Source organism: Bacteroides sp. AM37-9 (assembly GCF_003603455.1).
Taxonomy (GTDB): domain Bacteria; phylum Bacteroidota; class Bacteroidia; order Bacteroidales; family Bacteroidaceae; genus Bacteroides; species Bacteroides xylanisolvens.
The window spans coordinates 85,765-98,149 of the sequence record NZ_QTNF01000006.1 but is presented as its reverse complement, the minus strand read 5'-3'; the positions used below and the strand labels follow the sequence as shown (position 1 = coordinate 98,149).

12 protein-coding genes are annotated in these 12,385 nt (G+C 42.9%); 5 read left to right on the top strand and 7 right to left on the bottom strand.

Features of this window, described 5'->3' with window-relative positions; all coding sequences use genetic code 11:
* Positions 1-27: 27 nt before the first annotated feature.
* The gene (locus DW862_RS06225; protein WP_120067492.1) at positions 28-291 is read left to right on the top strand and encodes a GNAT family N-acetyltransferase; all 264 of its coding nucleotides are present in this window, start codon (positions 28-30) and stop codon (positions 289-291) included.
* A gap of 37 nt (positions 292-328) precedes the next feature.
* Here the strand turns inward: DW862_RS06225 and DW862_RS06220 are convergent, their stop codons facing one another.
* From DW862_RS06220 to DW862_RS06205, 4 genes are all read right to left on the bottom strand, one after another.
* Entirely contained in the window at positions 329-3,082 is a 2,754-nt protein-coding gene (locus DW862_RS06220; protein ID WP_120067491.1) for a PAS domain-containing hybrid sensor histidine kinase/response regulator, read from the bottom strand.
* Between the two features lie 450 nt (positions 3,083-3,532).
* Positions 3,533-3,799: a zinc ribbon domain-containing protein gene (locus DW862_RS06215; RefSeq protein ID WP_004314772.1), complete on the bottom strand. Its 267-nt coding sequence runs from the start codon at positions 3,797-3,799 to the stop codon at positions 3,533-3,535.
* Positions 3,800-3,917: 118 nt separating this feature from the next.
* Positions 3,918-4,649, bottom strand: coding sequence for an SDR family NAD(P)-dependent oxidoreductase (locus tag DW862_RS06210; RefSeq protein WP_120067490.1), 732 nt, complete (start codon positions 4,647-4,649; stop codon positions 3,918-3,920).
* 21 nt (positions 4,650-4,670) lie between these two features.
* Positions 4,671-4,970: a nitrous oxide-stimulated promoter family protein gene (locus DW862_RS06205; RefSeq protein WP_008021113.1), complete on the bottom strand. Its 300-nt coding sequence runs from the start codon at positions 4,968-4,970 to the stop codon at positions 4,671-4,673.
* A gap of 184 nt (positions 4,971-5,154) precedes the next feature.
* On the opposite strand from DW862_RS06205, the gene DW862_RS06200 reads away from it, so the two are divergent.
* Together DW862_RS06200 and DW862_RS06195 are read left to right on the top strand one after the other, a co-directional pair.
* Positions 5,155-5,358 (top strand): hypothetical protein, encoded by a 204-nt coding sequence (locus tag DW862_RS06200; RefSeq protein WP_008771178.1) that lies wholly within the window; start codon positions 5,155-5,157, stop codon positions 5,356-5,358.
* Positions 5,359-5,555: 197 nt separating this feature from the next.
* Positions 5,556-6,929, top strand: a complete 1,374-nt coding sequence (locus DW862_RS06195) for an MATE family efflux transporter (protein ID WP_118407847.1) — start codon at positions 5,556-5,558, stop codon at positions 6,927-6,929.
* A 117-nt stretch (positions 6,930-7,046) separates the two neighbouring features.
* Here DW862_RS06195 and DW862_RS06190 read toward each other — a convergent pair whose 3' ends face one another.
* Together DW862_RS06190 and DW862_RS06185 are read right to left on the bottom strand one after the other, a co-directional pair.
* Positions 7,047-8,030, bottom strand: a complete 984-nt coding sequence (locus tag DW862_RS06190) for a fimbrillin family protein (protein ID WP_004325099.1) — start codon at positions 8,028-8,030, stop codon at positions 7,047-7,049.
* Between the two features lie 67 nt (positions 8,031-8,097).
* Positions 8,098-10,032 carry an RluA family pseudouridine synthase gene (locus tag DW862_RS06185; RefSeq protein ID WP_120067489.1) on the bottom strand — a complete coding sequence of 645 codons (1,935 nt, stop codon included), beginning with the start codon at positions 10,030-10,032 and terminating at the stop codon, positions 8,098-8,100.
* A 119-nt stretch (positions 10,033-10,151) separates the two neighbouring features.
* Here DW862_RS06185 and DW862_RS06180 point away from each other — a divergent pair, with 119 nt between their 5' ends.
* Together DW862_RS06180 and DW862_RS06175 are read left to right on the top strand one after the other, a co-directional pair.
* Positions 10,152-10,679, top strand: a complete 528-nt coding sequence (locus DW862_RS06180; protein ID WP_008021119.1) for a GDSL-type esterase/lipase family protein — start codon at positions 10,152-10,154, stop codon at positions 10,677-10,679.
* Between the two features lie 120 nt (positions 10,680-10,799).
* Positions 10,800-11,264 (top strand): MaoC family dehydratase, encoded by a 465-nt coding sequence (locus DW862_RS06175; protein WP_004308264.1) that lies wholly within the window; start codon positions 10,800-10,802, stop codon positions 11,262-11,264.
* Between the two features lie 115 nt (positions 11,265-11,379).
* Here the strand turns inward: DW862_RS06175 and DW862_RS06170 are convergent, their stop codons facing one another.
* Complete coding sequence (locus DW862_RS06170) at positions 11,380-12,360, bottom strand: linear amide C-N hydrolase (RefSeq protein ID WP_117811047.1); 981 nt, start codon at positions 12,358-12,360, stop codon at positions 11,380-11,382.
* Between the last annotated feature and the right edge of the window lie 25 nt (positions 12,361-12,385).

Genomic DNA, 12,385 nt, shown 5'->3' with positions numbered 1-12,385 from the left:
ATAATGAACTTTAAAACAACATAGATTATGGATTACGAAATTATTCATCAGCCCGAACAGCATTTGTTTAAGACAGAAGTAGACGGTCGTACCGCCTTTGTACAATATCGCCTCTTAGGTGATTCTCTCGACATCATTCATACCATCGTGCCCCGCCCGATAGAAGGCCGCGGAATAGCCGCTGCATTGGTAAAAGCTGCTTATGCCTATGCAGTAGCCAACGGAATGAAACCGAAAGCCACCTGCTCTTATGCGGTGAAATGGCTGGAACGCCATCCGGAGTTAGGTTAAACCATTGTCCGGATGGCGTCAACAGAATTGTTTGTGTTTATTGATATTTGGTAGAAAAAAGTCCTAATAGTTGGCTTTTGTTTAATGGTTTGGTGAGGAATGCGTTGCAACCTGCTTCCATGGCACTCGTTCTGTCAGAATCAAATGCGTAGGCTGTCAGGGCGATAATCGGGACTTTTGTATCGAATTCCCTGATTTTTCGTACCGCTTCGAGTCCGCCCATAATCGGCATCTTCATATCCATAAGAATGATGTCGTACTTTTCATTGCGTAACTTCTCAAGTGCTTCCACTCCATTTTTTACCCGTGTGAGGTTGTATTTGAAGAGAATGTGCTGCACTAAAGAAAAGTTACTGTCATTATCTTCGGCAATCAGTACTTTGAAATCTTTCTTGTTGATCTCGCTCAATGAAGGTATTTGCTGGATGGGGACCGGTGTTGCAGGTGTATTTTCAATTTCTTGTATTTCCTCCTTCTCCTGCGTATCTATTTTACAGGGAACCCATGCCCAGAAAGTGGAACCGATACCGGGATTGGAAGTAAAGCCTATTTCTCCTCCTGCGCCCTCTATGATTGCTCTGGAAATGGCCAGTCCAAGCCCTGTGCCTTGTGCAAATTCGTTGAGCTTCTGGAAACGACCGAATACTCTATCCTGCAATTCCACCGGGATACCGACACCCGAATCCTGTACGTAGAACCGCACTCCTTCGTTTTCTATACTATATCCCATTTTGATAAATCCTGCATGGGTGCATTTCACCGCATTGGTAAGGAAGTTCATCCATACCTGTTTCAGACGGTTGACATCGAGAAATATCCAGCAATCCGAATAAGGATTGTCAACAAAGAGTTTCACGTCGGGATTAGTCATTTTCTGTTGAATCATCATATACAGCTCGTTGCAGACTCTTGACAGATTGAATTTCTCCCTCTTACGTTCGAGGATTCCCGATTCTATTTTGGAGAGATCGAGAATATCATTAATGAGCCGCAGCAACAATTCATTGTTCGATTCGATGATATTCATGTATTCTTCTTTTTCGGCCGGATCATCGCAATGCACCATCAGACCGGAGAAGCCTACAATGGCGTTCAGAGGCGTACGTATTTCATGGCTCATATTGGCGAGGAAGGCAGATTTGAGGCGGTCGGAAAGTTCTGCTTTTTCTTTCATCTCTTTCAGTTCCTGCGCCATCTTTTCCCATTTCGTGTTGTTAAACTTGATACCGGTATAGCGGGTGACGTTTCCTTTTTTATCTCTTTCCACGGGGATTCCCGTTACAATCAGCGTTTGCCACTCATTCTCCCATTTACTTTTGGAACGGTACTGGAAACTGAATTCCTTGTCCGTTCGCTGAATCATATATTCGATATATTTGCAAACACAGTCCACATCTTCCGGATGGGTAGCTTCCATGTAATCGTTCGGAGTGATGGTTCTTTCCGGATGATAGTCGTTGACGGGATCGTTGAAGGCTTTGAACTGTCTGGTTGTGACGTCAAAATCCCAGTACGACATTCCGACAGTCTTGAAAGTAAGCTCCATTTTGTAGTTTCTTTCTTTTACTTCTTCGTCCAGTTGGTGAAGTTTGGATATGTTTTGGCGGAAACCGGTGAAGCGTATGTTTTTGCCATCTTCATCCTTTTCAAAAGGTACACCCAGAATGTTGCAGTATTGCCAGGAATCATCGTATTTTGTTTGTATGCGACAGGTGAAATTGATGGTGACATCTTTTCCCGAAAGCATGGATTGCATGGCATCATAGACGGCAGAACGGTCATCGGGATGGACGGCTTCTATATACTCTGCGATGGTGAGAGGTTTGTCGCTTGCGTAATCATTGATCGGATCGTGGTAGGACTCGAATTTCCGGGTACGCACATCGAAATCCCAGTGAATGATATTGCTCACCTGCATGGCAAGTTCGCGTTTAGTCATCAGTTCCTGCGTTTTCTTTACCATTTGTAATCTTTCGGTAATGTCCAGCTGGGTTCCGATAATCAATAATTTCCCCATGTGCTCGGCCGATAGACGCATTCTGCTTTCATAGTGGCGATATTGTTTTTCGGCTTCATCGAAGAAGCGTAACGTGATTTGTCCGTTTTCGATTTCCTTATTTATTAGCTGTGAAAATACAAGGCGCAACTGTTCACAGTCCTGCGGATGCAATATATCCAAAAAATCGTCCAGTGTCATTTTTTCTTTCACAATGGACGTGCCATGTAATGAACTGAATGTTTTTTTGCGGACATCATATACCCAGGAAGACATATTGGCGGCCTCCATTGCCATTTCCAGATTTTTCTTGTTTTCTTCAGTCCGGAATTCTGTCTCTTTTACCGATGTTTTATCGTTGGAGAGTAGCACGTGTCCGATGATATTTCCTGCTTTATTCCATAAAGAGATTACCTGGACTTCGAAGATCATGCTGTTTTTATTATGGGTCGTATAGTACTCGTCTTCATTGATGCGATTGAAATCATACTCAAATTCCAGCATTATATTTTCTTCTCCGCTTTGTATTCTGGCTTTGAGCTGGTCGTCCATGTAAGGACTGGAAAACAGGTTGACTGTGCCTACTACTGCACTCCGGTCGTTAACTCCGTACATTTTCAATGCATGGTCATTGATGAAACGTAAAATACCGTCTGTGTCATACATTTCTATGCTTATCGGCAGGCGGGCATATACACTTTCTGCAAACAGAAATTGCTCGTGTATCAATTCTGTTATTCCTTGTTCAAAGATTGTCTGGCCGTTATCACTGGAAAGAGTCTCCTTTTCATTCATTTTAATTGTTGTTTATTTTCGTCTGTATGGTTAAATGGAAAATTTAGTTATAGGGTTGTACATACATTACTTTTTGTCATAGTAGTATACTCCTTACCTACAAATGTAATAAAAACAATAGAGAAAAGGAAATAATGAACGAAAAAACTGAAATTGTGGATATTTTATGCTTTTCTCAAATTCATAGAAATATCTCTAGGTTACTATCATATCTCTTGAATTGCCGTATAATTGTGAGAAAAAGAAAGGAAATCTGTAATAGAATGTCTTTTATGAATAATGGACTCGTGATGGGTAATTTTAGAATTTTGACTTGAAAACAGATGGTATATAGATGAAATATAGAATCTGGGAGAATTTATTTGTAGTCGGAAAGGAACATGACGCTTCATTTTATTATATAAACTTTCAGAGAAAAGCGTATCTCTGAAAGTTTATATTTATTACGTCTTATTTCCATCTCTTCAACTGTGGGAAGAACTCTTTCATCGTTTTACGTGCTTCTTCCACCGTGTATTTCACTTCCGAGTCTTTATTAAACTCATCGAGGTAATTCAGGTTGAGTTCGATCATTTCGTCCATCGTACACTCTTTCGTGAAATGTCCGTCCGCATAGCAATAGTGGCAATAATCCTGATTCTTGCTACCGTCTGCTTCTTTTCCAAAAGTTGAGTCGTCTATCGGCATACCGCAACTCTGACAAATTTTTTGTTCCATCTTTTTTTGTTAGATTATAAGTTTATGTTACAGGACAAATATAGGTAGAATTATTGGAATAGGAGTTATCTGATCTTGCTAATTACCTGTTCATTTCCCGGCTTGTTCACTTTTGGGGTTAATTTGTTTTTACCGGCAGGCGTTTCCACATCCAGCGGGGAATCATTTTCCAGAAAAACACCAGAATCCGGTAACGCCAGTCGATTACTGCTACCCGTTGTTTGCGCTTCAGCGACCAGGAGATGTGACGGCCCACTTCGGCGGCATCCATCAGCAGTGGATAATGCTTTCCGTCATTCAGTAAATCGGTGGCTACAAATCCGGGACGAATATCGGTAAAACGGATATGTAGCTTTTGCAGGTGTGACAGTTGTTCGAGCGCATCAATATAAGTGTTTTGAAAACGTTTGGTGGCAGAATAGGCAGGAGCAACTCCGAGCCCTTTCGTTCCGGCAATGGAACTGATAACGACCAGGTGTCCGCCTCCGTTTTTCTTAAAGTACATGAATGCAGTGTCTACCATTCGGATAAAGCCTTCTACATTGGTGTGTGCTGTGTTCAATTCTACTTCCATGTTCAGGTCCATATTCTGGAAACCGATGCCGGAACTAAGAAGAAACAAATCCATGCCGCCTAGTTTGTCGATGAGCAGATTCAGCTTTTCGCTTGCATCCTCTTGGGTTACGTCTAATGCTTGGATTTGAATTTGATCCGGTGCTGCCCGTTGCAGGTTTTCGAGAGAAGATTGCCGTCTGCCGGCTACTCCGATTTTCCAGCCTTCCAGTAACAGGCATTTTGCAACTTCTTGTCCGATACCGGAGGTGGCCCCTATGATAATGGCTTTTTTCATCACTGATTTTTTTTTAGTAAGTTATAGGTTCAATAAATGTCGTATGGTTTGCCAGGGTGCATAGAACAACATTCTCGGTCCGGAAAAACGCATTACCTGTCGCATTCGTTCGCGCAGGACAGGCTTGTAACAATGTACCGTGCACTCTTTGCATGCACCCTTTTTCTCTCCAAACGGACAACGGTCGAGACGGGCATGCGCATAGCGAAGCAGCTCTTCACAGTCGGTACAAAGAATCTTGTTTTTTTCTTTTTTCCGACAATAGAGGCGGATCATTAACTCTACTGTTTTCTTTTCGTGTGCGATGCGTGATACCTTCATCTCTTTCTTCTTTACACTTTGGTTTGACAAAGATAGCGAAGATTATGCAGAATCACAGGCGTATTTTGTTAAAATGTATCTTTCTGGTGGGTATTTTCTTTTCTGATGGTAAATCATGAACAGGTTTTTTGAAACATCTTCTGAAGAGCTTGTGGATGACGGAAACAATCTGTATCTTTGCGGCATGAAAAAGTTATTATGTCCGCAATGCAAGATTGCAGCCATGTATGTGAAGAATGAACAGGGTGAAAGGCTGCTGGTTTATGTGCTCGAAAATGGTGAAGTCGTTCCCAAATATCCGGAAGATTCGATGGAAGGGTTCGACCTGACAGAGGTTTTCTGCCTGGGTTGTTCGTGGCATGGTTCGCCTAAACGACTTGTTAAGTGATTAACTGTTTAATGAGTTAGTGATTAATGATTAACGTACTATGCAATATTGAATTGCAGCACATATACCGCATGGCATTAATCACTAAACCGTTAATCACAATTTTTTGATTTATGTCAACTAAAAGAGGGACGGGAAACAAGGATTAATTCGTTGAATATTCCGTATCTTTGCGCCCAATTTTAGAACATAGACGTATGGCAACTTCTAAAGAAATGACGGCAGGGCCGGCATTACCTCTCATTTTAAAGTTTACACTGCCGCTTTTACTCGGCAATCTGTTGCAACAAACGTATTCGCTTGTTGATGCTGCAATTGTAGGAAAGTTCTTGGGAATAAACGCGTTAGCTTCTGTTGGAGCCAGCACGTCAGTGGTATTTCTCATTCTCGGGTTCTGCAATGGATGTTGCGGAGGGTTCGGAATACCCGTTGCGCAGAAGTTTGGGGCGCGGGATTACAGTACGATGCGCAGTTATGTGGCTGTCAGTCTGAAACTGGCTGCGGGAATGTCGGTGGTAATTGCACTTCTCACCTGTATTTTATGTGAGGATATTCTTCGGATCATGCGTACACCGGAGAATATTTTTGAAGGGGCTTATGCTTATCTGCTTGTCACTTTCATCGGTGTGCCGTGTACGTTTTTCTATAATCTTCTTTCGAGCATTATCCGTGCGTTGGGAGACAGTAAGACGCCTTTCTGGTTTCTGCTGTTTGCTGCTGTTCTGAATATCATTCTCGACTTGTTCTGTATTCTGGTACTTGACTGGGGAGTGGCGGGAGCTGCTATTGCTACTGTCTTTTCGCAAGGATTGTCGGCTGTTCTCTGCTACATTTATATGTATCGGAAGTTTGAAATATTGCAGGGTACTCCGAAAGAGCGCCGGTTCCAGTCGAAACTGGCTAAGACGCTGCTCTACATCGGTGTGCCTATGGGATTGCAGTTTTCTATCACGGCTATCGGCAGCATCATGCTTCAGAGTGCGAATAATGCATTGGGAACGGCGTGTGTGGCAGCCTTTACGTCTGCTATGCGCATCAAGATGTTCTTTATCTGTACGTTCGAGAGTTTGGGCATTGCGATGGCTACATATAGCGGACAGAATTACGGAGCAGGTAAACCGGAACGTATTTGGTTGGGAATCAAGGCTAGTGCTCTGATGATGATGATTTATGCGGCCTTCACGTTCCTTCTTCTGATGGTAGGGGCTAAATATTTCGCGTTGATCTTCGTAGACCCGTCGGAAACGGAAATTCTGCTGGATACGGAGTTGTTCCTGCATGTCTCCTGTATGTTCTTCCCAATGCTTGGTTTGTTGTGCATCTTGCGTTATACCATTCAGGGAGTAGGCTTTACCAATCTTGCCATGTTCTCCGGAGTGGCGGAGATGATTGCTCGTATTCTTGTCAGTCTCTATGCCGTACCGGTATTCGGTTTTATTGCTGTTTGCTACGGTGATCCGATGGCTTGGATAGCGGCAGACTTATTCCTCGTGCCGGCCTTTATCTACGTTTATCGCAGGTTGAAGAAGCAGGTATTTACGAATAGTCAGGTTACGCAAACGGTGGCATGATTGCCGGTTGGTGGTTTGCGTAACCCGGTTTGTGGCTTGCGTAACCCGGTTTGTGGCTTGCGTAACCCGGTTTGTGGTTTGCGTAACCTGGTTTGCTTTGATTTTATTTCGGATATTTTAATCTTGTACAGGGTATAGCGGGTTTCCGCTTTCGTCTACCTCTGTCCATTCTTTCACACTGACATTGGCGAATGAGATGGAGTTTTCATTGATAACTGCCCGGAAAAGGTATGAATTTCCGGCTGACAGGAGGTTGTTGGGTGGAGTGAGCGGAGTGGTGTAGGTGCGTGAAAAGCTTTCTCCGTTTACCATCAGCTCCAGTGTCAAGGTCATGGGAGAGGAGCTCTTTACGGGTAACATGATATATTGTACGGTGAAGTCGTTGATTCCCATATCGGCTGCTTTGTCATAGCTGACTTCCGAAGTGATGATACCTGTTGACAAGTCCATGATTGCGCCCGGTTTCGGTGGGGTGATGGTAGCGGAAAGTATCTTGTTTAAAGTGATATTTTCTCCTCCGGCGATCGCTACAACTACTTGCGTGGCTGCGTGTTGGTAGGTTATGGGGATGTTTACCTGTGAACTGGCGATGTCCTGATGAACCGCGTGCCACCAAAGATAATCTACTCCGTTGGATAAAGGTTCGGATAGTCCGTTGGTGAAAGTAGGCGCCGGGCTGGTGGAATTGCATGATACGGCATAAAAGCTATAGATAGCATTGCTCAAATACATTTTATATCCTAGATTTCCTGTCAGTACACCGGGGGAGGAGGTGACATAGTTGCCTTGAGCAACGGGAGCGCCTGTGATATTGTTCGATGTGTTGGCTGTATAGGCACACAACCAGCTTTGAAGTCCTTTTCCCATGGGGGACATGGCTCGTGTGATGTTTCGTCCTTCTACGGAAGCACTGAAAGTAATCAGTGCATTCTCTTTGGCCGGGTTGCCGTTGTTGTCATCATTGCCGGAGCCGGATGAACCTCCGTTGTTTTCTTCGTCAGGATAGTTGATGTAGATATTGTTTTTGGAGCAGGCTCCCAGTAGCAGCATTGCTAAAGCAGATACAGCTAAATACTTTGTAATGCGGAATTTGATGTCCATAGTCAGGTTCTTTTTGAAAATTAGTAATTACCCCTATATACATTTCAAAAAGAATTTGGTTCATGGCTTAATCATATTTTTTATGGAAATCGGCCTCTTTCTGTATGCAGAGAATGTCTCCGTATATGGGATGGCGGAACTCTATATATTCGGCATGGAGGTATAGTCTGTCTGCTTTCTTTCCGTAGAGTTCGTCTCCAAGTATGGGGCATCCCAAGCCTTCCGGATGAGCAGCGTGTACTCGTAACTGATGTGTGCGTCCGGTCAATGGATAGAAGATAATCCGGGTGTATTTTCTTGACTCATTGATACTCCTTTCTGATTCATCAATCCTGTTTGATTCGTTGAAAGTGTTGTCAGATTCACTGGTAATTCTTTCAGACTCACTGATGATCTGATATTCTGTAATCGCTTCTTTCCCGTGTTCGCTACTGACCATTTGCCGAGGGCGGTCGAGAGGATTCAGACAAAGAGGGAGTTCGATTCTTCCTGTATTTCCTGTTCTTTCTGTTCTTTTTGTCTTTTTGTCTTTTTCTACTTTTTCTGTCCTTTCTGGTCTTAGTTCTGTATTTTCTAGTGCTAAATCAGTTCTTTCTACTTTTGCTGTTTTTTTCGTTGATACAGTTTCCTCTGCTATTAATGTTGTTTCCTCTGCTATTGGTTTTGTTTCCTTCTCCTTCTCTGTCTGCACTATCACCCCATCCAACACCGCCACATAGCGTTTCTTAATACTTCTGTTTGCAAATTGTGCCTGTAAATCCCGATGTACCTCTTTTGTTTTGGCAACGAGCAATAATCCTGAAGTAGCCATATCGAGCCGGTGTACAATCATAGGACCGGTAGCTTCGGGATATTTCTTCTTCAAACGATGATAGACTGAATCTCTGTCCTCTGCTTTTCCCGGAACGGACAACATCCCTGCCGGTTTATTGACTACCAGCAACCATTCATCTTCAAACACGATTTCCAGTTCTTCATCTTCATGAACAGGATTCAGCAGTGGATTTTCGTCTACCTCCAATCCTTGCAACATGTGTTGCAGGATCGGTTCGCACTTTCCTTTGCAGGAAGGATAATAATATCCGTGATGCCGGATTTCGTTTTTAGGAGAGTCGCCCCACCAGAATTCAGCCATAGCCAATGGCTTTAATTGATGAAGATACGCATATTGCAATAACTTAGGCAAAGCACATTCACCCGCACCGGCAGGAGGAACTTTCTGAACCGTTTGCTCGAAAATAGTATATAAGTCTTTCACCTCTCCTTGGGCATTTAGCATCCGGAACTGCTCGAATAATTTTCTTTGTAAAGCTGCCGAACGTTCTTTTCGTTCGGTTTTCAGTCGTTCTATTTCAATATCGAAGTGCCTGACTTCCGTTTCGAGCTCTTCCAATCGTTTCTTCCATTCCTTTTCCAGTCGTTTGTATTCCGCTTTTTGGTATTGGCTTTCCCGAATCAGGGAGGCTTGTTCTTCTTCGGAAAGCTCCGGAGATGACTGGCGGCGAATCTCTCTCGCCTCCTTTGCCATTTTAAGCTCCGCTTTTGCTTGATTCAAAACAGCTTTAGCCTGTTCCGTTTCTATCTTCCATTTCTCTTTTGAATCGAGATAAGAACTACTGTTTTCCAATTCACGAATACGGATATTAATGGCAGAAATCTGTTCTTCTTCGATTTTGAAGAATCCCTCTGGTTGTAATAGGTCATAAACAGGAGGAACGAAATAAGGATGCAGATTCTTTCCGCCCAGATTGCCGGAGAAAGCTGCAAGATAACCAATCTGATTTTCTTCGTTGTTTGTTATTCCGTTGTCCGTTTGCACAATCAACACTCCAAACATCTTTCCGAAAGCCAATTCCTCTTGCCATTCTTTCCGGCTTGCAATATATTCTTTCACTTCTTCCGCAGCCAACACACACAATGGATGAGGGGTATAATGGAAAGGATAAGTGAATTTCTCCGGCAACGCAAGGTGAGAAACGGGTTTCTTGAAAAAATGTATCATCGGTTTATATATATGAATGAATGTGATTACCTTTGCAAAAGTAACGTAAATCCGCGAATTTTATTCTATATTTGTTTGAGAGTTTGAGTGAGATAACGTGGACGCTTGAATGAAATTGTATGGATAAGATAGAAGAAAAACCAAAATTTGCCTTTCTTGGCAACAGTCACATGGCTTTTTGGGCACTGGATATCTATTTCCCACAATGGGAATGTCTGAACTATGGTGCTCCCGGTGAGGGGCTGGCCTATGTGGAGTCTTTTGCGGTAGACACTTCCGATTGCCAGGTCGTCGTTCAATTCGGAACCAATGATATTTATCAGTTGAACGATGAAAATATAGATGAATATGTAGAGCGTTATGTAAAAGCGGTTCTTGCCGTCCCTTCACTGAAAACATATCTTTTCTGTATTTTTCCGCGTAATGATTATGATGATTACAGTACGGCTGTGAATAAATTTATCCAGATTCTTAACCGGAAGATACACGAAAAATTGCAGGGAACAGATATTGTCTATCTGGACGTATTCAAACGTTTATTGCAGGATGGCAGGCTGAATCCGGAGTTGACTCTCGACGATTTACATTTGAATGGTAAGGGGTACAGTATTCTGACAGAAGCACTGAAACAGGCTTCCGGTTTGTAAAACATACCTAAATACTTCATTCTTTGCTTTTATTTACTAATTTGGTGGCATATCAGTTTATTTTTCCTATTTTTGTCCCCAATTTAATAGTAAATAACCCCCATAAAAACGATAAGACTTATGGAAAAAGTAATTATCAATTCGTACGAAGAATTCGAAAAACTAGTAGGCCAACAGATAGGTGTTTCCGATTATGTGGAACTCTCGCAGGAACGTATCAATCTTTTTGCTGATGCAACGCTGGATCATCAATGGATTCATGTAGATACGGAACGTGCTAAAGTAGACAGCCCTTATCATAGCACGATTGCTCACGGCTACCTGACATTATCCATGCTTCCTTATTTGTGGAATCAGATTATCCAGGTGAATAACCTGAAAATGATGATTAACTACGGTATGGACAAAATGAAATTCGGTCAGGCTGTACTGTCAGGACAGAGCATCCGTCTGGTGACTACTTTGCACTCGCTGACTAATCTGCGTGGTGTGGCAAAAGCGGAAATCAAGTTTGCTATCGAAATAAAAGACCAACCGAAAAAAGCACTTGAAGGAATTGCTGTGTTCCTTTATTATTTCAATTAATGGCAAGCTGTTAAAGAAACAGATTTTATCCCCGGAAATGATCGAAATACGTCTCAAAAGTTAGATACAAAAACTTTTGGGATGTGCTTCAGATGGATCGTTTCCGGGGATAATTTTATCCTTTTACTCCCATAAATCTGAACGGCTGTGCCGGTTTAAACTCTTTCGTTGCATTTCCATGATAAGTTTCACCGTTGGCGATAGATAATTTGAGTACCGGAGCTCCTTCCGACAAGTCTGTTTCCCGTAAGTTTACCCAGAATGTATTAGGTGTCAGACTCGATTCGAAGAAATAGAGCAGATTCTTACTATCCGATACCGTTCTCCATTGTGTGGTGGAAATTTCCGGAAATTCGGGAGTGGATATGCCATAAGGAACAGAAGTATTACGGATAACGCTGAATACGCTTGCTATGGCTATTCTCACATCATCTGTTTGGGGCAGGGCATTAATATAAAAACTGGCTCTTGCAAAACGGTCGGATGGACGGTTGGTTCCGGGCAGGAAGCTCAATCCTCCTATTGATTTCCAGTATTCGTTTAGTGCCAGTTGCTTGTTGTAGGTAGGGGAGTTGGTCATCACTTTGTACTCCTTGCTGTGGTAAACAGTCAGCTTTCCACCTGTATATTCGAATATCGCACAATCGCCCGTTGCGTCGGAAATAGATAAATGCAAGGTTGCCAGGCGGGAACCATCCGGCATCAGGTCCGATACCACTTGGAAAGTATTTTCATCAATGGCGGCCACGGCCTCGTCTACGGTGGCGAAGTTATCCAGCATATATTGCACCCATGCAGTAATGGCAAGTCCCGGTTTGCTTTGATCCCTGATCGGATATTCTGCTTCGGGCAACCATAATAGATTGGCAACCAAACCTTTCTCATTCATCCCGTCTGTGCTGGCAATCTCGAAAGCCGAAGTTACCACACTGCCATACTTGGACGTCCATTTCAGGGAGTTGGCTCCCGTTTCTCCATTTCTTTCCATACCTTTGGGAAATACCCAAAGATTACTGTGCATTTCTGTTTTCCAATCCATAGACCGGCCGGTTGCCACCATTCCATTCTTTCCCGAATAAACGACTCTTGTACACATAATTTTAATTTCTAGTTAAAGGTTT

Bases quoted from the DNA above. Each gene is read 5' to 3' on its own strand.
- DW862_RS06190 (WP_004325099.1), bottom strand. From the start codon at position 8,030: ATGGACATCAAATTCCGCATTACAAAGTATTTAGCTGTATCTGCTTTA.
- DW862_RS06170 (WP_117811047.1), bottom strand. From the start codon at position 12,360: ATGTGTACAAGAGTCGTTTATTCGGGAAAGAATGGAATGGTGGCAACC.
- DW862_RS06200 (WP_008771178.1), top strand. From the start codon at position 5,155: ATGAAAAAGTTATTATGTCCGCAATGCAAGATTGCAGCCATGTATGTG.
- DW862_RS06225 (WP_120067492.1), top strand. From the start codon at position 28: ATGGATTACGAAATTATTCATCAGCCCGAACAGCATTTGTTTAAGACA.
- DW862_RS06195 (WP_118407847.1), top strand. From the start codon at position 5,556: ATGGCAACTTCTAAAGAAATGACGGCAGGGCCGGCATTACCTCTCATT.
- DW862_RS06175 (WP_004308264.1), top strand. From the start codon at position 10,800: ATGGAAAAAGTAATTATCAATTCGTACGAAGAATTCGAAAAACTAGTA.
- DW862_RS06185 (WP_120067489.1), bottom strand. From the start codon at position 10,032: ATGATACATTTTTTCAAGAAACCCGTTTCTCACCTTGCGTTGCCGGAG.
- DW862_RS06215 (WP_004314772.1), bottom strand. From the start codon at position 3,799: ATGGAACAAAAAATTTGTCAGAGTTGCGGTATGCCGATAGACGACTCA.
- DW862_RS06205 (WP_008021113.1), bottom strand. From the start codon at position 4,970: ATGAAGGTATCACGCATCGCACACGAAAAGAAAACAGTAGAGTTAATG.
- DW862_RS06180 (WP_008021119.1), top strand. From the start codon at position 10,152: ATGGATAAGATAGAAGAAAAACCAAAATTTGCCTTTCTTGGCAACAGT.
- DW862_RS06210 (WP_120067490.1), bottom strand. From the start codon at position 4,649: ATGAAAAAAGCCATTATCATAGGGGCCACCTCCGGTATCGGACAAGAA.
- DW862_RS06220 (WP_120067491.1), bottom strand. From the start codon at position 3,082: ATGAATGAAAAGGAGACTCTTTCCAGTGATAACGGCCAGACAATCTTT.